Origin of the sequence: Pseudomonas sp. ITEM 17296, assembly GCF_028895205.1 — a bacterium.
GTDB classification, from domain to species: Bacteria; Pseudomonadota; Gammaproteobacteria; order Pseudomonadales; family Pseudomonadaceae; genus Aquipseudomonas; species Aquipseudomonas kermanshahensis.
In genome coordinates this window covers 566,548-588,907 of the sequence record NZ_WJRS01000001.1, presented here as the reverse complement: position 1 = coordinate 588,907, position 22,360 = coordinate 566,548, and the positions used below count along the sequence as shown (strand labels likewise).

Here is a 22,360-nt window from a genome sequence, read left to right as displayed (position 1 = left end):
CGCGTTGTCTCATTGAGCGAAACTGCCCTTGGCTGCCGGGTAGAAGGTGGCAGCCAACGAGCGCAGGGTCGCTGGCAGGCGTGGCCCAAGGCCGCCAACCAGCAGCGTCGGGTCAAGCGACACCAGGCGCTGTTCACGCACGGCGCGGGAGGCCGCCAGCGCTGGGTTTTCCTTCAGCAGCGCTTGCAGCGCCTGCTCGTCGGCCAACGCACGATCGGAGAACACCACTACATCCGGGTCCAGCGCCGCCAGTGCCTCATTGGAGAAGTTCTTGTAACCCTGATGCTCGGCCAGGTTGTGCGCCCCGGCCTGGCGTAGCAGCCAGTCGCCGGCAGTGCCTTGCCCTGCGATCAGCGGCTTGGCACCGGCATGGCCCACCAGCAGCAACACCCCGGGCGCCTTCTGGCCTGCCTGGGCGTGTTTGACCTGAGCCTGCAACGCATCCAACTGCTGACGATAGCCCGCCGCCAACGCGGTGGCTTGCGGCTCGGCACCCAGCAATTGGCCCAGGTGCTTGAGGTTCTGATCGACCGCATCCAGTTCGGCCTTGCTCGAGAACAACTCCACCCGCACACCCGCCTTGCGAATCTGCGCCAACACCGGCGGCGGGCCCATTTCTTCGGTGCCCACCAGTACGTCTGGGCGCAGGCTGAGAATACCTTCGGCAGACAACTGGCGCTGATAGCCGACGCTCGGCAGCGCCTTCAGCGATGCGGGGTGCTGGCTGGTGGTATCGACGCCGACCAGGCGTGATTCGCCGCCCAGCGCAGTGACCCACTCGCTCAGCGCACCACCGGCGCTGACCCATCGCTGCGGCAGTTCGGCAGCCAGGGCCTGGGTGGACAGCACAAGGCCTGCGCACAGGGCGATCAGGGCAGCGGGACGGCGCATCATCGGATTTCCTTCTGAAGGCGGGCCGCGCGCCTTGTGGCGGGCGGCGGAACTGCGCACCATAGACAGCCGGGCGCATCGAATGCGGGCAATTTGATAATTATTCGCATTGAAGCGTCAAGCCATCACGTGTTTCACGAGTCGTCCTTGCCATGCACTTCCTTTGTACCTCCAGCTCATTGGCCGAGGGCCACAGCCGCGCCTTCAGCGTAGACGGCGTCGACCTGTTCGGCGTGCGCCGCCAGGGCCAGGTGTACCTCTACCGCAACCGCTGCCCACACCGCAGCATCCCACTGAACTGGGCTGCAGATGCCTTTCTCGATGACAGCGCCAGCCTGATTCACTGCGCCCATCATGGCGCTTTGTTCCTGATAGAAAGCGGCGAATGCGTGGCCGGGCCGTGCGAGGGCGACAGCCTGCAGGCCCTGGGCTGCCATGAAGACAGCCAGGGCATCTGGCTCAAGGGTTGAGCAGTACCGGCAAGGGGCGGTCGATGACGATACGCTCGGCATCCAGGTAGGTGCCGTACGCCAGCACCTCCACGCCTTCAGCCACGGCGGCGCGCAAGGCCTGGGCGTAGCCCGCGTCGATTTCCTCGGCCGGGCGCACGGCGTCAACGCCGGTCAGGTTCACGCAGTACAACTGCACCGCACGCACACCTTGGCGAGCCAGCGTCGCCAGTTCACGCAGGTGCTTGGCACCGCGCTGGGTGACGGCGTCGGGGAAGGCCGCGACGGCGGTGTCCGGGTAGCCCAGGGTTACGCTCTTGACTTCGACATAGGCCGGGCCGGCGTCGAACTCCAGGCGAAAGTCGATGCGGCTGCCCTCTTCGCCATACGCCACTTCACGCCTGAGTGCGGTGAAACCGGCCAGCTCACTGATAACCCCGGCACGCAGCGCCTCTTCAACCAACGCGTTGGCGCGCCCGGTGTTCACGCAGGCCAGGCGGCCTTGGGGCGTTTCACTGATCTCCCAGGTGCCTGGCAGCTTGCGCTTGGGGTCGTTGGAGCGGCTGAACCACACCTGCCCGCCTTCGCGCATGCAATTGAGCATGGACCCAGTGTTCGGGCAATGGATGGTCATTTGCTCGCCATTGGCCAGCTCGATGTCCGCCAAAAACCGTTTGTAGCGCCGCAGTAGGCGCCCCTGCTCGAGTGGAGGAAAAAACGCCATCAGCCTTGCCAGCTCCGCAGGCCGCGGGCGATGCGCTGCACGGCCTGTTCCAGGCGCGGCAGGCTCTGGGTGTAGGCAAAACGCACATGATGCCCCGCCAGGTGGCGACCAAAATCCAGGCCGGGGGTAAAGGCCACGTGCTCGGTTTCGAGGAAGTGCCGGCAGAACGCAAAGGCATCGCCGCCGAAGGCGCTGATGTCGGCGTACAAGTAGAAAGCCCCCTCGGGCTCGACGGCGATGCCAAAGCCCAGCTCGCGCAGGGCTGGCAACAGGTAGTCGCGGCGACGGGCGAATTCGGCGCGGCGCTCTTCCAGAATCGCCAGGGTTTGCGGCTGGAAGCACGCCAGCGCAGCATGCTGGGCCATGCTGGGTGCGCTGATGTACAGGTTCTGTGCGAGTTTTTCCAGGTCTGCCACGGCGCCGGGCGGCGCCACCAGCCAGCCCAGGCGCCAGCCGGTCATGCCGAAATACTTCGAAAAACTATTCAGGACAAACGCCCCATCGTCCACTTCCAGCACGCTGGGCGCGTCCATGCCGTAGGTCAGCCCGTGGTAAATCTCGTCCACCACCAGGTGGCCATGGCGCTCACGGGTAGCGCGCGACAGGCTGGCCAACTCGTCACGGTTCAGTACCGTCCCAGTCGGGTTGGCTGGCGAGGCGACCAGGGCCCCGACCGTGTCTTTGTCCCAATAGCGGTCAACCAGGTCGGCGGTGAGTTGGTAGTTGACCTCAGGCCCCACCGGCACCAGCTGCGCGCCGCCTTCGACCAGGCGCAGGAAGTGGCGATTGCAGGGGTAGCCCGGGTCAGCCAGCAACCAGTGCTTGCCTGGGTCTACCAACAGGCTGCTGGCCAGCAACAGTGCGCCAGATCCGCCCGGCGTAATCAGAATGCGCTCAGGATCAACACTGACGCCATACTGCTGCCCATAGAAGCCGGCGATCGCCTCGCGCAGCGCCGGCAGGCCACGGGCGGCGGTATAGCGGGTGTGGCCCGCGGCCAATGCAGCCTGGCCGGCCTCGACGATCGGCGCGGCTGTGGTGAAGTCCGGTTCGCCGATTTCCAGGTGGATCACATCATGGCCGGCCGCCTGCAGCTCGTTGGCCCGCGCCAGCAACGCCATGACGTGAAAGGGTTCGATGGCGCGGCTGCGCGCACTGTAAGGGTGGGCCATGACCTTCTCTCAATTGGGTCTAAACTGGAGATTCTACCTCTGCACGCTACCGAACGTGTGGCTCGCGCCGCTGTCAATTAGCAGGATCGGGCGGGGTAGCGCACCCCCGATCTATCTGGTAAGTTCGGCGGCTCGCAGTCGCAGGGCCGGCGGGTGCCGGAGATGGAGCATCCTGCGCATTGGATCAGATGAGTGAGAGGCGGTCTATTCATGTCCACCGTAGAAAAGCAAAAAACCAGTCAGTCCATGTACGGTGTAGAGCCCTATAAAGAAAGCAAGGGCGAGGAGTACATGGGGGAGCCCATGCGCAAGCATTTCACCAAACTTCTGGGTGCCTGGAAGCTTGAGTTGATGACGAGCGTGGATCAGACCGTGACCCACATGAAGGACGAAGCGGCCAACTTCCCAGACCCGGCCGACCGTGCCAGCCAGGAAGAAGAGTTCGCCCTGGAGCTGCGTAACCGCGATCGCGAGCGCAAGCTGATCAAGAAGATCGACAAGACCCTGCAGAAGATTCAGGACGAAGAGTACGGCTGGTGTGAGTCCTGCGGCATCGAGATCGGCCTGCGTCGCCTCGAAGCCCGCCCAACCGCCGACCTGTGCTTCGACTGCAAGGAAATCGCGGAGAAAAAGGAAAAAACAGTCGGCAAAGGCTGATCCTTTTCCCACCCAAACGGGGCGCATCTTGCGCCCCGTTTCATTTTCAGACGCACGACCGCCATGAACGACTCCAGCTACATCGGGCGCTTCGCCCCTACCCCCAGCGGCTTTCTGCACTTCGGCTCGCTGGTCGCCGCCCTCGCCTCCTGGCTCGACGCCCGCGCCGTCAACGGCCGCTGGCTGCTGCGCATGGAAGACACCGACCCGCCCCGGGAAATGCCCGGGGCCCGCGACGCTATCTTGCAGACCCTGGAGCGTTACGGCTTGGAGTGGGATGGCGAGGTGGTGTTCCAGAGCCAGCGCCATGAGGCTTATGCAGCAGTGGTCGACCGCCTGTTCAACATGGGCCTGGCCTACGCCTGCACCTGCTCGCGCAAACAGCTGGAAGGGCACAACGGCATTTACCCAGGCTTGTGCCGCAACGCCGGGCATGCTCGCGAGGGCGCGGCGATCCGTCTGCGGGTGCCAGAGTTGATCTACCGGTTCACCGACCGGGTCCAGGGTGAGTTTCAGCAACACCTGGGGCGCGAGGTGGGTGATTTCGTCATCCAGCGCCGTGACGGGCTGTATGCGTATCAGCTGGCGGTGGTGCTGGATGATGCCTGGCAAGGGGTTACCGATATCGTGCGCGGGGCCGACCTGCTCGACAACACACCGCGCCAGTTGTACCTGCAAGAGCTGCTGGGGTTCTCACAGCCGCGTTACCTGCATATTCCGCTGATCGTGCAGCCAGATGGGCACAAGCTGGGCAAGTCGTACCGCTCGCCGCCCTTACAGGCGGAGCATGCTACCCCCCTGCTGTTGCGGGCATTGCGGGCGCTGGGGCAAGAAGCAAACCCCGAGTTGCTGCTGGCAACGCCGGCTGAAGTGTTGGCGGTAGCCCGCAAGCAGTGGCGGCCCGAGGCGATTGCGCAGCGGACGACCGTGCCAGAGGCTGATTTGCGCTGAGTCCTCCTCGGCCTCTTCGCGGGCTTACCCGCGAAGAGGCCCCGCACAGGCAACCTACCGCTCAAAAACAAAAGCCCAATAATTTCAAACCCTTGGCTAACCCTACCGATTCCCGCTAGCATCCGCCCACTCTTTTGCGCCAATAATAAGTCCAAGCCCGCAGCGCCCAACCATCGAGGCCAGCATGTACATCTATCGTTTGGTCCTGCTTCTGGTCGTGGGGATCTACCTGTTCTCCCCGGCCATCATGGACTGGTGGATCGAACCGACCGGAGCCTGGTACCGCCCCTACCTGCTCTGGCTGATCCTGATCGTCGTCACCTTCATCCTGCAGAGCCAACGAGATGCCGATGAGCTTTAGCCTGACCCAGATGATCCTGATCAGCGCCGCGTACCTCATGGTGCTGTTCGGCGTGGCCTGGATCAGCGAGCGTGGGCTGATACCCCGCTCAATTATTCGCCACCCGCTGACCTACACCCTGTCGCTGGGCGTCTATGCCAGTGCCTGGGCCTTCTATGGCTCGGTCGGCCTGGCCTACCAGTACGGCTATGGCTTCCTGGCCTGCTACCTGGGGGTCTCCGGGGCCTTCCTGCTGGCGCCGGTGCTGCTTTACCCAATCCTCAAGATCACCCGCACCTATCAGCTGTCGTCGCTGGCCGACCTGCTGGCGTTTCGTTTCCGCAGCACCTGGGCCGGCGCGCTGACCACCCTGATCATGCTGATCGGGGTACTGCCGTTGCTGGCCCTGCAGATCCAGGCGGTGGCCGACTCGATCAGCATCCTGACCGGCGAGCCGGTCAAGGCCAGGGTGGCATTCGCCTTCTGTGCACTGATCATTCTGTTCACCATCTTCTTCGGCTCGCGGCACATCGCCACGCGCGAGAAGCATGAAGGGCTGGTGTTCGCCATTGCCTTCGAATCGGTGATCAAGCTGCTGGCGCTGGGCGGCATCGGCCTGTACGCCTTGTACGGTGTGTTTGGCGGCCCGCATGGGCTGGAAGTGTGGCTGCTGCAGAACCAGACCGCCCTGGCCGCGCTGCACACACCGCTGCAGGAAGGGCCATGGCGCACCCTGCTGCTGGTGTTCTTCGCCTCGGCCATCGTCATGCCGCACATGTACCACATGGCCTTCACCGAAAACCTCAACCCACGCTCGCTGGTCAGCGCCAGCTGGGGCCTGCCGCTGTTCCTGCTGCTGATGAGCCTGGCCGTACCGCTGGTGCTGTGGGCCGGCCTGCGCCTGGGCGCCAGCACCAACCCCGAATACTTCACGCTGGGGCTGGGCATCGCCGCCAACAACAAAGCGCTGGCGCTGCTGGCCTATATCGGCGGGTTGTCTGCGGCCAGCGGGTTGATCATCGTCACCACCCTGGCGCTGTCGGGCATGGCCCTCAACCACCTGGTGCTGCCGCTGTACCAGCCGCCGGCCGAAGGCAACATCTACCGCTGGCTGAAATGGACCCGCCGCGCGCTGATCGTCGCCATCATCACCGCCGGCTTCATGTTCTACCTGACCCAGAACAACCACCAGAGCCTGGCCAACCTGGGCATCGTCGCCTTCGTCGCCACCTTGCAGTTCCTGCCGGGCGTGTTGTCGGTGCTGTACTGGCCTACCGCCAATCGCCGCGGCTTCATCGCAGGCCTGCTGGCCGGCACCCTGGTGTGGCTGGTGACCATGCTGCTGCCGCTGCTGGGCAACCTGCAGGGCTTCTACATTCCGCTGCTGGACATGATCTACGTCCTCGACGACACCAGCTGGCACATGGCGGCCATCGCCTCGCTGGCGGCAAACGTCTTGCTGTTCACCCTGATTTCGCTGTTCACCAATGCCAGCAGTGAAGAAGCCAGCGCCGCCGAAGCGTGCGCGGTGGACAACGTGCGCCGCCCGCAGCGCCGCGAGCTGCACGCCGCCTCGCCACAGGAATTTGCCACCCAGCTGGCCAAGCCACTGGGCGCCAAGGCTGCGCAGAAAGAAGTCGAACAGGCCCTGCGCGACCTCTACCTGCCCTTCGACGAGCGCCGCCCCTATGCGTTGCGCCGCCTGCGCGACCGCATCGAGGCCAACCTATCGGGCCTGATGGGGCCGAGCGTGGCCCAGGACATGGTCGAGACCTTCCTGCCCTACAAATCCGGCAACGAAAACTATGTCACTGAAGACATCCACTTCATTGAAAGCCGCCTGGAAGACTATCACTCGCGCCTGACCGGCCTTGCCGCCGAACTCGACGCCCTGCGCCGCTACCACCGCCAGACCCTGCAGGAACTGCCCATGGGCGTCTGCTCCCTGGCCAAGGACCAAGAGATCCTGATGTGGAACAAGGCCATGGAAGAGCTGACCGGCATCGCCGCCAAGCACGTGGTCGGCTCGCGCCTGGTGACCATCGGCGAACCTTGGCGCGGCCTGCTGCAGGGCTTCATCGACGTGCCCGACGAACACCTGCACAAGCAACGCCTGGCCCTCGACGGGCAGCCTCGCTGGCTGAACCTGCACAAGGCCGCCATCGACGAGCCCTTGGCGCCGGGTAACAGTGGCCTGGTGCTGCTGGTCGAGGACCTGACCGAAACCCAGGCCCTGGAAGACAAGCTGGTGCACTCCGAGCGCCTGGCCAGCATTGGCCGCCTGGCGGCCGGCGTGGCCCACGAAATCGGCAACCCGATTACCGGCATCGCCTGCCTGGCGCAGAACCTGCGCGAGGAACGCGAGGGCGATGGCGAGATCACCGAGCTGTCGAGCCAGATTCTTGAACAGACCAAACGGGTGTCGCGCATCGTCCAGTCGTTGATGAGCTTCGCCCATGCCGGTGGCAGCCACCAGAACAGCGAAGAGCCGGTGTGCCTGGCCGAAGTGGCGCAGGATGCCATTGGGCTGCTGGCGCTGAACCGGCGCAATTTCGAAGTCCAGTTCTTCAACCTCTGCGACCCGGAACACTGGGCCGAAGGGGACCCGCAGCGCCTGGCCCAGGTGCTGATCAACCTGCTCTCCAACGCCCGCGACGCCTCACCGCCCGGCAGTGCCGTGCGTGTGCGCAGCTCCGTCTTCGAGCACACCGTCGATTTGATTGTCGAAGACGAAGGCAGCGGGATCCCGAAGAGCATCATGGACCGCCTGTTCGAGCCCTTCTTCACCACCAAAGACCCGGGCGAAGGAACCGGACTGGGGCTCGCTCTGGTCTATTCCATCGTGGAAGAGCATTATGGGCAAATCACCATCGACAGCCCTGCCGACATCGAACGGCAACGTGGCACCCGGATCCGCGTGACCCTGCCCCGGCATGTCGTAGCGACGTCCCCTGAAATTCGAGACCGTCGAGAGAATTGAATCAATGCCGCATATTCTGATCGTCGAAGACGAAACCATCATCCGCTCGGCCCTGCGTCGCCTGCTCGAGCGGAACCAGTACCAGGTCAGCGAAGCCGGCTCGGTGCAGGAAGCCCAGGAACGCTTCAGCATTGCCACCTTCGACCTGATCGTCAGCGACCTGCGCCTGCCCGGCGCGCCTGGCACCGAGCTGATCAAGCTCGGCCAGGGCACCCCGGTGCTGATCATGACCAGCTACGCCAGCCTGCGCTCGGCGGTGGACTCGATGAAAATGGGCGCGGTGGACTACATCGCCAAGCCCTTCGACCACGACGAGATGCTCCAGGCCGTGGCGCGCATCCTGCGCGACCGGCAAAACGCGCCTGCTGCCGCGCCGGCGGCAGAACCGCGGGGCAACGGCAAGGCGGCAGCGGCGGACAAAGGCAATAGCGCGTCTGCCAATGGCGAGATCGGCATCATCGGCTCGTGCCCGCCCATGCAGGACATGTACAGCAAGATCCGCAAAGTCGCACCGACCGATTCCAATGTCCTGATCCAGGGCGAATCGGGTACCGGTAAAGAGCTGGTCGCCCGTGCCCTGCACAACCTGTCACGCCGGGCCAAGGCACCGATGATCTCGGTGAACTGCGCGGCCATCCCGGAGACCCTGATCGAGTCCGAGCTGTTCGGCCACGAAAAAGGCGCCTTCACCGGCGCCAGCGCAGGGCGCGCCGGGCTGGTCGAAGCGGCCGACGGCGGTACGCTGTTCCTCGACGAGATCGGCGAATTGCCCCTCGAAGCCCAGGCGCGCCTGTTGCGCGTGTTGCAGGAAGGCGAAATCCGCCGGGTGGGCTCGGTGCAATCGCAGAAGGTCGATGTGCGCCTGATTGCGGCCACCCACCGCGACCTGAAAAACCTGGCCAAGGCCGGCCAGTTCCGTGAAGACCTTTATTACCGCCTGCACGTGATCGCCCTGAAGTTACCTGCCCTGCGCGAGCGCGGCAGCGACGTCAACGAGATCGCCAGTGCCTTCCTGGCCCGCCAGAGCGCACGGATTGGCCGGGATGACCTGCATTTTTCCGCCGATGCCGAGCAAGCGATTCGTCATTACAGCTGGCCGGGTAACGTGCGCGAGCTGGAAAACGCCGTGGAGCGTGCGGTGATTCTGAGCGAGAGCGCAGAAATTTCCGCCGACCTGCTGGGTATCGACATCGAGCTGAGCGACCTGGAAGACGACGACATCCTCGACAACGCCCTGGCCGTGGCCAGTGCGGGCAATGCCAGCCATGAGCCTACCGAGGACTTGTCGCTGGAGGATTACTTCCAGCACTTCGTGCTCGAACACCAGGACCACATGACCGAGACCGAGCTTGCCCGCAAGCTTGGCGTCAGCCGCAAATGCCTGTGGGAACGCCGCCAGCGCCTGGGTATCCCGCGACGCAAGAGCAACGCCACCAGCGAGTAAAAGATCGCGTGGGCAGGCGGGCCTTTCCTGCCTTGATATTTCTTTTTCGGGCTGCCGGCCTCTTCGCGGGTGAACCCGCTCCCACAAGGATCTCACTGCCCGCAAGGGCAATGCGGTACCTGTGGGAGCGGGTTCACCCGCGAAAGGGCCGACAAAAACCACTACGCACACCCCAGGTAACACATCAGTACCCGCGAAAATCTGTTACCCAAGCTTTCAGGCGTAACAGTTCCCGAGGTGTACGGTAACGAAACCCCGCCATTTTCGGCCTGCCAAAAATCTGCGAAAACCTCCAAACCCTTGATTTCATTGGGTTTCGAAAAGTTGGCACGGCACCTGCTATATGCTTAGTACAAAAACAATAACAAGCACTGCAACTCAGAATAAGAACAAGACGAAACGGCTCACGCACAATAAAAACAAGACGGCGGAGGCGCAGCTAACTGATTCTTTTGGAGAGGATGCGTGTTTGGGGCTTGCCCCACGACCAGGCAGAGAACAACAAAAACTGCACTAAAAAGCAGCGCCTGAACTGGTTGGATCGACAGATCAACGTGACATCAGCGGCCAAAGCAATCCGTTTGCTCTTTACCCCTGGATTAGGGGTCGTCCACAAGCTTTGCGATTTGTGGACAGGGCGCTCAACAAAAACAAGAAGCCCAGCAAAAAAATAATAAGAGCACGCAACGACTTCTTGGGGAGCTTAGGCTCCCCTTGTCGTTTCTCCCTTCTGGCAGGCATCCTGCTACCCGCCTACACCATTCCTTGAGTAAATGCTAGAATCCCCGCCCATCATGCGGCCATTCTCCTATTCTTGGCCGAACATTCCTTCAAACAGTGCATCCCATGCTGAAGAAGCTGTTCCAGTCGTTCCGCCCTCCCGTACCGGGCCAGCACCACAGGCGCACCACGCCTGAGGTGATCAACAAGAGCCAACACTCGCTGCAACGCCACCAGTTCAGCCGCCATGCGGTGAACATCGTAGAGCGCCTGCAGAGTGCGGGCTACCAGGCTTACCTGGTCGGTGGCTGTGTCCGCGACCTGATGCTTGGCATCACCCCAAAAGACTTCGACGTCGCCACCAGCGCCACCCCTGAACAGGTCCGTGCCGAGTTCCGCAACGCGCGTATCATTGGTCGCCGCTTCAAGTTGGTCCACGTGCATTTCGGCCGTGAGATCATCGAAGTCGCCACCTTCCGCGCCCACCACTCGGAAGACGATCAAGGTGATACCCACCGTTCGTCGCACAACGCCAGTGGTCGCATCCTGCGTGACAACGTGTACGGCACCTTGGAAGAAGACGCGCAACGCCGCGACTTCACCATCAATGCCCTCTACTACGATCCGGTCAGCGAACGCATCCTCGATTACGCCAACGGCGTGCACGATGTGCGTAACCGCCTGCTGCGCCTGATCGGTGACCCGACCCATCGCTACCAGGAAGACCCGGTGCGCATGCTGCGGGCCGTGCGTTTCGCTGCCAAGCTCGACTTCGGCATCGAAAAGCACACGGTCCAGCCGATCCGCGAACTGGCGCCGATGCTGCGCGAAATCCCCCCGGCACGCCTGTTCGAGGAAAGCCTCAAGCTGTTCCTCTCCGGCCAAGGTGCGATGGCTTTCGAAATGCTGGTCGACCTGCAGCTTTTCGAGCCGTTGTTCCCGGCCAGCGCGCATGCCCTGGACGAGCGCCCCACCTACACCCACACCCTGATCAGCCAGGCGCTGAACAACACCGATCTGCGTGTGAAGCAGGGCAAGCCGGTCACCCCGGCCTTCCTCTTCGCTGCGCTGCTCTGGCCCGCCCTGCCGGCCCGTGTGCTGCACCTGCAAAACCAAGGTGTGCCACCGATCCCGGCCATGAACGGCGCGGCTCACGACCTGATCGCAGAACAGTGCGCACGCATTGCCATCCCGAAGCGTTTCACCCTGCCGATCCGCGAAATTTGGGACATGCAGGAACGCCTGCCACGTCGCAGCGGCAAACGTGCCGACCAGTTGCTCGACAACCCGCGCTTCCGTGCCGGTTACGACTTCCTGCTGCTGCGTGAAAGCGCGGGTGAAGAAACCGACGACCTCGGCCAATGGTGGACTGACTACCAGGATGCCAATGACAGCGAGCGCCGCGAGATGATTCGCGAGCTGGGCAGCCGTGACGAAGGCACCGGCGCTGGCCCACGCAAGCGCAAACGTAGCGCCAGCAAGCGTAAGCGTGGTGGCGAAGAGGCGTTCGAGTGACCACGCGCGCTTACATCGGCCTGGGCAGCAACCTGGACGAGCCTGCAGAACAACTGCAGAACGCCTTCCAGGCGCTCGACCAGGCCACCGGCACCCGCCTGGTGGCCACTTCGAGCCTGTTCACCAGTGACTCGCTGCTGCCTGGCCAGCCGCGCTACACCAATGCCGTGGCTGCGCTCGACACCTCGCTCGAGCCGCTGGCGCTGCTCGATGCCCTGCAGGCCATCGAAAATGACCAGGGCCGTGTGCGCAAAGAGCGTTGGGGCCCGCGCACGCTCGACCTGGATATCCTGCTGTTCGGCGACCAACTGATCGACGTGCCGCGGCTGCAGGTGCCGCACTACCATATGCACGCCCGCGCCTTCGTGCTCTACCCATTGGCCGAACTGGTGCCCGCAGGCTTCTGCCTGCCCGATGGCCGCGACCTCGCCCAACTCATCAGCGCCTGCCCGTTCGTCGGCCTCGAGCGCCTGTAATTCGGGCGCTGCAGACGGCGGTAACGCCAGTAACACCCTGATCGTAACAATGCGGTAACAGGGTGATTGACTTCCCCCACCTCGCTCACGACTATAGGCGTCCCGTGTGGCACCCAAGTGCCGCATACCCGTATTTAGGCCCGGACGGACCTGTGCCCGAACATCACGCGCGATGATGTGCCGCTCCGGAAGATGACTACACGCGTTGTATGCAGTCGTTTTAACAGCGCCTGAACGAGGATTTTCCTACATGCCTGAAGTAACCCTGACCACCCTGCATGGCCTGAAGGCCAAGGGTGAAAAAATCACCATGCTGACCTGTTACGACGCGACCTTCGCCAAGGTTGCCAGCCAGGCCGGTGTCGAAGTGTTGCTGGTGGGCGACTCGCTGGGGATGGTCCTGCAGGGCCATGACAGCACGCTGCCTGTCACCACCCAGGAAATGGCCTACCACACTGCCTGCGTCAAACGTGGCAACGATGGCGCGCTGATTCTGGCCGACCTGCCGTTCATGGCCCACGCCACCCCCGAACTGGCCTTTGCCAACTGCGCCACGCTGATGCAGGCCGGCGCCCACATGATCAAGCTCGAAGGCGCTGCCTGGCTGGCCGAGACCATTCGCCTGCTGGCTGAACGTGGCGTGCCGGTGTGCGCGCACATGGGCCTGACCCCACAAACCGTCAATGTGCTGGGCGGTTACAAGGTGCAGGGCCGTCAGGAAGCCCAGGCGCGGCAGATGCGTGCCGACGCCATTGCCCTGGAACAGGCCGGCGCGGCCATGCTGCTGCTGGAGTGCGTACCGAGCGAACTGGCGGCAGAGATCACCCAGGCCGTGAGCATTCCGGTCATCGGCATTGGCGCCGGTAGCGCCACCGACGGCCAGGTGCTGGTCCTGCACGACATGCTTGGCCTGTCGCTGAGCGGCCGGGTGCCGAAGTTCGTGAAAAACTTCATGGCCGGCCAGCCGGACATCGAAAGCGCCCTCGCCGCCTACGTGACGGCGGTCAAGGACGTAAGCTTCCCTGCCAGTGAACACGGGTTCAGCGCATGAACACAGTCAAGACTGTCCGTGAACTGCGCGCCGCCGTTGGCCGTGCGCGTGGCGAAGGCAAGCGCATCGCGTTCGTGCCGACCATGGGCAACCTGCACAGCGGCCATGCCGCGCTGGTGACCAAGGCCGCCCAGCGGGCCGACTTTGTCGTTGCCAGTATCTTCGTCAACCCGCTGCAGTTCGGCGCCAACGAAGACCTCGCCACCTACCCACGTACCCTTGCAGCCGACCAGGAGCGCTTGCTCCAGGCCGGCTGCAACCTGCTGTTCGCGCCAACCGTCGAAGAGATGTACCCCGACGGCATGAGCGTGCAAACCCGGGTCAGCGTCCCCCACCTTTCCGAAGGCCTGTGCGGCGCCAGCCGGCCAGGGCATTTCGAGGGTGTGGCGACAGTGGTCAGCAAGCTGTTCAACATGGTCCAGCCAGACTTGGCCGTCTTCGGCGAAAAAGACTTCCAGCAGCTGGCAGTAATCCGCGCCATGGTGCGCGACCTGAACATGCCCATCCAGATCATCGGTGAGCCGACCGTGCGCGCCGACGATGGCCTGGCGCTGTCGTCACGCAATGGTTACCTCACCCCCGAGCAGCGTGTTACCGCACCTGCGCTGTACCGCACCCTGCAGCACATCGGGGCGGCCATTGGCCGTGGCCAGCGTGATTTTGCCGCGCTGGTGGCCGACGGCCAGGCGCAACTGACCGCCGCCGGGTTCCGCCCGGACTACCTGGAAGTGCGCCATGCCGTGAGCCTGCGCCCGGCCATGATCGATGATCGCGACCTGGTGGTGATTGCCGCCGCTTACCTGGGTAACACCCGGTTGATCGACAACCTGTACCTGCACGTGGAAGACAAGACCGCGTAAACCTTCGGGGGCTGCCTCGCGGCCCCTTCATAACCCCTCACGCCCCCATTCCCCCCGCGCCGCCAATGCCTATAATGACTGCCTGCAACTGACAGCCGTGGCCAATGTCCAAGGCCTCACAACGCACCAAGGAACCCTGAGCAATGGCGTATTACCGTACTCCCCATGATGTGACGGCCCTGCCCGCCTGGCAGGCGCTTCAGCAACACCGCGACGCCATGCAAGACTTCAGCATGCGTGAAGCCTTCGCCGCCGATGCCAAGCGTTTTGATCAGTTCTCCCTGAGCAGCTGCGGCCTGTTCCTCGACTACTCGAAAAACCTGATCACCGAGCAAAGCCGTGACCTGCTGGTGAACCTGGCCAACGAAGTCGGCCTGCAGGATGCGATCAAGTCGATGTTCAGCGGCGAGATCATCAACGCCTCCGAAGGCCGCCCGGTGCTGCACACCGCCCTGCGCCGCCCAGTGGGCGACAAGCTCAGCGTCAACGGCGTCAACGTGATGCCAGAAGTGCACAAGGTGCTCAACCAGATCACCGAGCTGGTCGGGCGCATTCACGATGGCCTGTGGCGCGGTTACAGCGAAAAGCCGATCACCGACGTGGTCAACATCGGCATCGGCGGCTCGTTCCTCGGCCCGGAACTGGTCTCCGAAGCGCTGCTGCCCTACGCACAACGCGGCGTACGCTGCCATTACCTGGCGAACATCGACGGCAGTGAGTTCCACGAGCTGTCGGCCAACCTGCGCGCCGAAACCACCCTGTTCATTGTTTCGTCGAAATCGTTCAACACCCTCGAAACACTGAAGAACGCCATGGCCGCGCGCACCTGGTACCTGGCCCAGGGCGGCTCGGAAGCAGAGCTGTATCGCCACTTCATCGCCGTTTCCAGCAACAAGGCCGCCGCCGTCGCCTTCGGTATCCGTGAAGAGAACATCTTCCCTATGTGGGACTGGGTGGGTGGGCGCTATTCGCTGTGGTCGGCCATCGGCCTGCCGATCGCCTTGGCCATCGGCACCGCCAACTTCAAGGAGCTGCTGTCGGGTGCCTACACCATGGACCAGCACTTCCAGACCGCGCCGTTCGACAAGAACATGCCGGTGCTGCTGGCCCTGCTGGGCGTCTGGTATGGCAACTTCTGGGGCGCCCGCAGCCACGCGATCCTGCCGTACGACCACTACCTGCGCAACATCACCAAGCACTTGCAACAGCTGGACATGGAGTCCAACGGCAAGAGCGTGCTGCAGGACGGCACGCCGGTGCATACCGAAACCGGCCCGGTGATCTGGGGTGGCGTGGGCTGTAACGGCCAGCACGCCTACCACCAGTTGCTGCACCAGGGTACCCACCTTATTCCTGCTGACTTCATCGTGCCGGTGGTGAGCTTCAACCCGGTGGCCGACCACCATCAGTGGCTGTACGCCAACTGCCTGTCGCAGAGCCAGGCGCTGATGCTCGGCAAAACCCGCGATGAAGCCGAGACCGAGCTGCGCGCCAAAGGCCTGAACGAAGCCGATATCGAAAAGCTGGCCCCGCACAAGGTGATCCCGGGCAACCGCCCGAGCAACACCCTGGTGGTCGAACGCATCAGCCCACGCCGCTTGGGCGCACTGGTGGCGATGTATGAGCACAAGGTCTTCGTGCAGAGCGTGATCTGGGGCATCAACGCCTTTGACCAATGGGGTGTGGAGCTGGGCAAAGAGCTGGGCAAAGGTGTCTACCAGCGCCTTGTCGGCAGCCAGGAAGACAGCGCCGAAGATGGCTCTACCCAGGGCCTGATCAACTACTTCCGCGGCCGTCACCGCGGCTGACCCACCCGCCACACGGTCGCTCTTTGTAGGAGCGGCCTTGTGCCGCGATGGGCCGCAGAGCGGCCCCCAAAATGGATGCATCACCGCTGAATGATGCTTCATCGCTGAAATCCTGGGGCCGCTTTGCGGCCCATCGCGGCACAAGGCCGCTCCTACAAGGCCAGCGTCGACCTTAAGGAACACCACCTCTAGCTACACTGTCCAATCGAATAGCCGTTGCAGTCCATCGCCCCCGACAAGCGCAAGGACCACCCGCCATGTTCGATATCCGCGACTACCCCCAGGCCCTGGCCGTCAGCCAGTCCGCCGCCCTCACCGACGACGATTACCGCCGCCTCTACCGCCAATCGGTGGAAGACCCCGACACCTTCTGGGCCGAACAGGCCAAACGCCTGGACTGGATCAAACCCTGGTCGAGCGTGCAACAGTGCGACCTGAAAACCGGCCAGGCACGCTGGTTCGACGGTGGCCAGTTGAACGTGAGCTACAACTGCATCGATCGCCATCTGGCCAAGCGCGGTGAACAGACCGCCCTGCTCTGGGAGGGCGACGACCCGCAAGACGCAAAAGCCATCACCTACCGCGAACTGCACCGCCAGGTCTGCCGCTTGGCCAACGCCCTGAAGGCACGCGGCGTGAAAAAAGGCGACCGAGTGTGTATCTACATGCCGATGATTCCCGAGGCCGCCTTCGCCATGCTCGCCTGCACCCGGCTGGGCGCCGTGCACTCGGTGGTGTTCGGCGGCTTCTCGCCCGATGCCCTGCGTGACCGCATCCTCGATGCCGACTGCCGTACCGTGATCACCGCCGATGAAGGCATCCGCGGTGGCAAGCGCATTCCACTGAAGCTGAATGTCGACAAGGCCCTGGCCAGTTGCCCGAATGTCAGCAGCGTATTCGTTGTCCGGCGGACGGGGGGTGATGTGGCCTGGAGCGAGGGCCGCGACCTCTGGTATCACCAGGTGACGGAACATGCTGGCGACGACTGCCCACCTGAACCGATGGCAGCCGAAGACCCACTGTTCATCCTCTACACCTCCGGCAGCACCGGCAAACCCAAGGGCGTCCTGCACACCACTGCCGGCTACCTGCTGCAGGCCACCATGACCTTCAAGGTGGTGTTCGATTACCGCGAGGGCGAAGTGTTCTGGTGCACCGCCGATGTAGGCTGGGTCACCGGCCACAGCTACATCGTCTATGGCCCGCTGGCCAATGGCGCGATTTCGCTGATGTTCGAAGGCGTACCCAATTACCCCGACACCTCGCGCTTCTGGCAGGTGGTCGACAAGCATCAGGTCAACATCTTCTACACCGCGCCAACGGCCTTGCGCGCCCTGATGCGCGAAGGCTCCGGGCCACTCCAGAGCACCTCACGCAAAAGCCTGCGCCTGCTCGGCAGCGTCGGCGAGCCGATCAACCCGGAAGCGTGGGAATGGTACTTCGAAGAAGTCGGCCAAAAGCGCTGCCCGATCGTCGATACCTGGTGGCAGACCGAAACCGGCGGCATCATGCTCACGCCCCTGCCCAGCACGCTACGGCTCAAACCGGGCTGCGCGACCCAACCGATGTTCGGCGTACAGCCGGTGCTGCTGGATGAAAAAGGCACCCCCATTGAAGGCCCTGGCGCTGGCGTGCTGGCCATCAAGGCCAGCTGGCCGGGGCAAATTCGCAGCGTTTATGGTGACCACCAGCGCATGGTCGAAACCTATTTCAAACCCATGCCCGGCTACTACTTCACAGGCGACGGCGCACGCCGCGATGCCGACGGCGACTACTGGATCACCGGGCGCATCGACGACGTGATCAACGTCTCCGGCCACCGCATCGGCACCGCCGAAGTGGAAAGCGCCCTGGTGTTGCACGACAGCGTCGCCGAGGCCGCGGTGGTGGGCTACCCCCATGACCTCAAGGGCCAGGGTGTGTATGCCTTTGTCACCCCCATGAACGGCGTCGACCCCAGCGACGCGCTCAAGGCCGAACTGCTGGCCTTGGTCAGCAAGGAAATCGGCAGCTTCGCCAAACCGGAACTGATCCAGTGGGCACCGGCGCTGCCCAAAACCCGCTCGGGCAAGATCATGCGGCGTATACTGCGCAAAATCGCCTGCAACGAGCTGGAAAACCTGGGCGATACCTCGACCCTGGCCGACCCGAGTGTGGTTCAGGGCTTGATCGACACACGTCTCAACCACTAGCTGGCGGCCCCTTGCATGGCCGCCCTGAACGACAGGTCGCCATGGAAGCCCTTCGCCGCCGCATCGAAACCCAGGTCATGAGCCTTACCGGGCTGGCCCTCGGCCAGCTCGACCTGGAATCGCCCAAGGGCGACCCTGGGCTATTTGGCCCGCAGAGCATCAGCTGGCAAGTGCACGGCGATTTCCCAAGCATGCTGGTCGGCGGTATCAGTGCCCTCATGCTGCAACTGCTGCACCCGCTGGCGTTGGCCGGCGTGTGGGACCATTCGAACTTTCGCCAAGACCTGCTCGGCCGCTTGCGTCGCACCAGCCAGTTCATCTCCGGCACCACCTTTGGCTCGACCCGCGACGCCGAGTGGCTGATCGAAAAAGTCCGCACCATCCACCTGCAAGTCACCGGCACCGCCGCCGATGGCCGCCCCTATGCCGCCAGCGACCCGGGGTTGCTGACCTGGGTGCATGTGGCCGAAGTCAGCAGCTTCCTCGCGGCCCACCTGCGTTACCGCAACCCGCACCTGCCCCGCGCCGAGCAGGATGCCTACTACAACGAGATTGCCCTGATCGCCGAACGCCTGGGCGCGCGCGATGTGCCGCGCTCCTGCCAGCAGGTCGAGGACTACCTCAGGCACATGCGCCCGCAGCTGCAGTGCGATGCCCGTAGCCATGAGGTGATCGACATCCTGCTTGCCGCCCCGGCGCCCAGCCGCCTGGCACAACCTGTCGGCAAGCTCATGCTGAACGCCGGCATCGACCTGCTGCCCGACTGGGCCCAAGCCATGCTCGGGCTGCAGCACGGGCCATTGCAGCGGCGCCTGATCCGCCTCGGCCTGCAACGCACTGCGCCGGTTTTGCGCTGGGCCATGCGCGATGGCTCGGCGCACCGGGCGAAACGGCGCATGGGTATCGAATGAGGCGAATCGGTCGCCTCAGCGGAACTGATTTAACCTGCCATACTCCAAGCACTCCTGCTTAGACAGACGAAGCGACACATGTACAAAGGATTGATTCGCGCCCTCGGCGCCATGGTGGCTCTCGTAGCCCTCTACAGCCTGCTCGGCTTCCTCATTCTCCCCGGTGTCGCACTGCGCATTGCCAATCAGCAATTGGCGCAATATGCCACCGTGCCTGCTCACCTGCAGCGCATTGAGCTCAACCCCTTCAGCCTCGAACTGACGCTGTGGGGCCTGCAAATTGGCGAACCTGGCAAGGAACAGGTCGGCTTCGAGCGGCTCTATGCCAACCTTGCGCTCGACAGCGTGTGGAATGGCGCCTTGCACCTGACAGCGGTAGAACTCGACAAACCGCGCAGCGAAGTGCTGTTCGCCAAGGGCGGGCAGCTCAACCTGACCCAGTTGTTCAAGCTGCCGCCCAGCGAAGCCAAGCCCGAGCAGCCGCCCAGCGACCCATTCCCGCTGCGCATCGGCAGCATCAAGCTCAAGGAAGGTTACCTGCACTTCCAGGACGAGCGCCCGAGCGAGCCGATCGAGTTTCTGTACGACAACATGAACCTGGAGCTGAAAAACCTCAGCACGCTCCCGGACGACAATGCCGACATGACCCTGGTAGCGAAGGGCCCGTACGGCGGGCAGATCGACTGGAGTGGTACCCTCAGCCTGTCGCCAATTGCCTCCGAAGGCACGCTGAAGGTCACCGACGGCAAGATGAAGGCGTTCTGGCCGTATGTGCGTGACGCCGTGCCACTGGTGCTGGAAGAAGGCGTCATCAGCCTCGACACTCATTACACCTTCAACCTGTCCAAAGAGACCGAGCTGCTGCTGGACAACACCTCGGTAAAAGTGGCGCCGTTCGCCATCAAGGCTCCGGATGGCCGCCAACTGGTACGCCTGGCCAACCTGGAGGTCAGTGACACCTCTATCGACCTGGCCAAGCAAAAAGTCATCGTCGGCAAGATTCGCAGCGACAAGCTCGAAACCTGGGCCGCGTTGGAAAAAGACGGCCAGCTCGACTGGCAGAAGCTGTTCGCCAGCCAACCGGCCAAGGCCACGCCGAAAGAAAAGGCCGAGCCCGCCGCCGCCGAACCTACGCCTGCAGAAAAAGCCGCCCAAGCGCCGAGCAAGCCGTGGCAAGTGCTGCTTAAGGACGTCCAGCTGCGCAACTACAACGTGCACCTGGCAGACCGTAGCCAGAAAGAACCGGTGGCACTGGATGTCGGCCCGCTCAATGTCGACCTGCAAGGCTTCGACAGCCTCAACCAGTCGCCTTTCACGCTCAAACTCGACACCGGGGTGGGCAAACAAGGCAAATTGCAGGCTGCCGGCCAAGTGAATCTGGCGCCTGTCTGGGCCAAGCTGGATGTCAGCACACGCGACATCGACCTGCGTGTGGCCCAGGCCTACATCAGCCCGTTCATTCTGCTGGAGCTGCGCAGCGGCATGCTTGCCAGCGACCTCAAGGTCGACCTGAAAAGCACCGAGCCACTGGCCTTCAACGTCACCGGCAAGGCCCAGGTCAACCAGTTGCATACCCTCGACACGATCAAGAGCCGCGACTTCGTGAAATGGCAGCAGGTGAACGTCGATGGCCTGTCCTATGTGCACGGTGATGCCCTGTCGATCGACAAGGTGACCTTGCTGCAGCCCTATGCCCGCTTCATCATCAACGAAGACCGCACCACCAACGTCAACGACCTGCTAATCCCGCAGCCGGCCGATGCGCCGGCAGCCAAGGCTGCGAAACCGGCCAGCAGCGACAAGCCGTTGGGCATCCATATTGGCCAGATCGACATCAATGACGGCTCGGCCAACTTCGCCGACCTGTCCCTTACGCCCAACTTCGCCACCGCCGTGCAGCAGCTCAACGGCCAGATCGGCACCATCGACAACCGCAAGCCGAACCCGGCCAAGGTGGACATCAAGGGCAAGGTCGACCGCTATGCGCCGGTCACCATCAAAGGCGCGCTCAACCCATTCAACCCGCTGGCCAGCCTGGATATCGCCACCAGCTTCAAGCGGGTCGAACTGACCACGCTGACGCCCTACTCCGGCAAGTTCGCGGGCTTCCGTATTCGCAAGGGGCGGCTCAACCTCGACCTGCATTACTTGATCACCAACGGCCAGCTCAAGGCCGAGAACAAAGTGGTGGTCGAGCAACTGCAGTTGGGCGAGAAGGTCGACAGCCCAGATGCCGTGGACCTGCCGATCCGCCTGGCGGTCGCGCTGCTCAAGGACACCGAGGGCAAGATTTCCATCGAGTTGCCGGTGACCGGTGACCTCAACAACCCGCAGTTCAGCGTCATGCCGATCGTCTGGCAAACCCTGCGCAACCTGGTGCTGCGCGCGGCCCAGGCACCCTTCAAGTTTATCGGCGGGCTGATTGCTGGCGGGGGTTCCGAAGACCTTGGCACTGTCGCGTTCGCCCCGGGCTCGAGTGAGCTCACGGGCGATGCCCAGTCCTCCCTGGACAAACTGGCCTCGGCGCTCAAAGAGCGCCCGGAACTGCGTCTGGAAATCGAAGGCACCAGTGCGCAGACCAGCGACGGCCCGCTGATCGCTCAGCAGCGCCTGGACCGCGAATACCAGGCCACCTGGTACAAGATCCTGCAACGTCGTGGCGACAAGGTGCCTGCCAATGCTTCGATGCTGGTGGTCGACGACAGCGATAAGCCGGCGATGCTCGAAGGCATCTACCGCACCCGCCTGAAGCAGCAACCACCGGCCGAGTGGGAACAGCTTGGCCGCGACGAGCGCACTGCCAAGTTGCGCGAGGCGGTGATCAAGTCCTGGGCCGAAAGTGCCGCGTTGCTACGCACGCTGGGCCAGGAGCGGGCCAGCAGCATCAAGGACTACCTGGTGGACAAAGGCAAGCTGGAAGATGACCGGGTGTACTTCATCGACACGACCCTGGGCAAGGCCGAGAGTGATGGCCGGGTAATTACACCGATGCACCTGAATGCCGAATGAGCCAGTGCTCGCCCCTTCGCGGGTAAACCCGCTCCCACAGGATCTGCGCATAACCTGTGGGAGCAGCAACTGTCTTGTGATGCTTGTTCCGGCCTCATCGCTGGCAAGCCAGCTCCCACAGGATCTGCGCTAGATTTGGAGGCTACACAGTTCGGGTGGGAGCGGGTTTACCCGCGAAGAGGCCAGTACAGTCACCGCAAGGCCATGCAT

17 protein-coding genes are annotated in these 22,360 nt (G+C 63.3%); 14 read left to right on the top strand and 3 right to left on the bottom strand.

Features of this window, described 5'->3' with window-relative positions; all coding sequences use genetic code 11:
- Positions 1 to 9: 9 nt before the first annotated feature.
- Positions 10 to 894, bottom strand: a complete 885-nt coding sequence (locus tag GIB19_RS02550) for a heme/hemin ABC transporter substrate-binding protein (RefSeq protein ID WP_085274230.1) — start codon at positions 892 to 894, stop codon at positions 10 to 12.
- 149 nt (positions 895 to 1,043) lie between these two features.
- Between GIB19_RS02550 and GIB19_RS02545 the strand changes: the two genes are divergently transcribed.
- Positions 1,044 to 1,361, top strand: coding sequence for a Rieske (2Fe-2S) protein (locus tag GIB19_RS02545; protein ID WP_186683304.1), 318 nt, complete (start codon positions 1,044 to 1,046; stop codon positions 1,359 to 1,361).
- On the opposite strand, the gene sfsA is transcribed toward GIB19_RS02545, so the two are convergent.
- Entirely contained in the window at positions 1,351 to 2,064 is a 714-nt protein-coding gene (gene sfsA, locus GIB19_RS02540) for a DNA/RNA nuclease SfsA (RefSeq protein ID WP_099430472.1), read from the bottom strand. The genes GIB19_RS02545 and sfsA overlap by 11 nt on opposite strands.
- Positions 2,064 to 3,236, bottom strand: coding sequence for a pyridoxal phosphate-dependent aminotransferase (locus GIB19_RS02535; protein WP_099430473.1), 1,173 nt, complete (start codon positions 3,234 to 3,236; stop codon positions 2,064 to 2,066). Before GIB19_RS02535 ends, sfsA begins: the two co-directional genes overlap by 1 nt.
- Positions 3,237 to 3,446: 210 nt before the next feature.
- Between GIB19_RS02535 and dksA the strand changes: the two genes are divergently transcribed.
- The 13 genes from dksA (at position 3,447) to GIB19_RS02470 (ending at position 22,150) form a co-directional block, all read left to right on the top strand.
- Complete coding sequence (gene dksA / locus GIB19_RS02530; RefSeq protein ID WP_027595006.1) at positions 3,447 to 3,893, top strand: RNA polymerase-binding protein DksA; 447 nt, start codon at positions 3,447 to 3,449, stop codon at positions 3,891 to 3,893.
- 63 nt (positions 3,894 to 3,956) lie between these two features.
- The gene (gluQRS, locus tag GIB19_RS02525; RefSeq protein WP_238215294.1) at positions 3,957 to 4,844 is read left to right on the top strand and encodes a tRNA glutamyl-Q(34) synthetase GluQRS; all 888 of its coding nucleotides are present in this window, start codon (positions 3,957 to 3,959) and stop codon (positions 4,842 to 4,844) included.
- Positions 4,845 to 5,028: 184 nt separating this feature from the next.
- Positions 5,029 to 5,205, top strand: a complete 177-nt coding sequence (locus tag GIB19_RS02520) for a hypothetical protein (RefSeq protein ID WP_003250005.1) — start codon at positions 5,029 to 5,031, stop codon at positions 5,203 to 5,205.
- Positions 5,189 to 8,164 carry a sensor histidine kinase gene (locus GIB19_RS02515; protein ID WP_027595008.1) on the top strand — a complete coding sequence of 992 codons (2,976 nt, stop codon included), beginning with the start codon at positions 5,189 to 5,191 and terminating at the stop codon, positions 8,162 to 8,164. Before GIB19_RS02520 ends, GIB19_RS02515 begins: the two co-directional genes overlap by 17 nt.
- A 4-nt stretch (positions 8,165 to 8,168) precedes the next feature.
- Positions 8,169 to 9,608 (top strand): sigma-54-dependent transcriptional regulator, encoded by a 1,440-nt coding sequence (locus GIB19_RS02510; protein ID WP_027595009.1) that lies wholly within the window; start codon positions 8,169 to 8,171, stop codon positions 9,606 to 9,608.
- A gap of 846 nt (positions 9,609 to 10,454) precedes the next feature.
- Positions 10,455 to 11,843, top strand: a complete 1,389-nt coding sequence (locus tag GIB19_RS02505) for a polynucleotide adenylyltransferase PcnB (protein WP_027595010.1) — start codon at positions 10,455 to 10,457, stop codon at positions 11,841 to 11,843.
- Positions 11,840 to 12,319 (top strand): 2-amino-4-hydroxy-6-hydroxymethyldihydropteridine diphosphokinase, encoded by a 480-nt coding sequence (gene folK / locus GIB19_RS02500; protein ID WP_085274232.1) that lies wholly within the window; start codon positions 11,840 to 11,842, stop codon positions 12,317 to 12,319. The genes GIB19_RS02505 and folK overlap by 4 nt, the downstream gene beginning before the upstream one ends.
- 250 nt (positions 12,320 to 12,569) lie before the next feature.
- Positions 12,570 to 13,370 (top strand): 3-methyl-2-oxobutanoate hydroxymethyltransferase, encoded by an 801-nt coding sequence (gene panB / locus GIB19_RS02495; protein ID WP_099455340.1) that lies wholly within the window; start codon positions 12,570 to 12,572, stop codon positions 13,368 to 13,370.
- Positions 13,367 to 14,230 carry a pantoate--beta-alanine ligase gene (panC, locus tag GIB19_RS02490; protein ID WP_027595013.1) on the top strand — a complete coding sequence of 288 codons (864 nt, stop codon included), beginning with the start codon at positions 13,367 to 13,369 and terminating at the stop codon, positions 14,228 to 14,230. The genes panB and panC overlap by 4 nt, the downstream gene beginning before the upstream one ends.
- Before the next feature lie 143 nt (positions 14,231 to 14,373).
- Positions 14,374 to 16,038: a glucose-6-phosphate isomerase gene (gene pgi / locus GIB19_RS02485; RefSeq protein ID WP_027595014.1), complete on the top strand. Its 1,665-nt coding sequence runs from the start codon at positions 14,374 to 14,376 to the stop codon at positions 16,036 to 16,038.
- A gap of 257 nt (positions 16,039 to 16,295) precedes the next feature.
- On the top strand, positions 16,296 to 18,230 hold the full coding sequence (acs, locus tag GIB19_RS02480; protein ID WP_099430475.1) for an acetate--CoA ligase: 1,935 nt from the start codon (positions 16,296 to 16,298) through the stop codon (positions 18,228 to 18,230).
- Positions 18,231 to 18,271: 41 nt separating this feature from the next.
- The gene (locus GIB19_RS02475; RefSeq protein WP_099430476.1) at positions 18,272 to 19,141 is read left to right on the top strand and encodes an oxygenase MpaB family protein; all 870 of its coding nucleotides are present in this window, start codon (positions 18,272 to 18,274) and stop codon (positions 19,139 to 19,141) included.
- Between the two features lie 78 nt (positions 19,142 to 19,219).
- Positions 19,220 to 22,150: a DUF748 domain-containing protein gene (locus GIB19_RS02470; RefSeq protein ID WP_274883279.1), complete on the top strand. Its 2,931-nt coding sequence runs from the start codon at positions 19,220 to 19,222 to the stop codon at positions 22,148 to 22,150.
- Positions 22,151 to 22,360 lie beyond the last annotated feature (210 nt).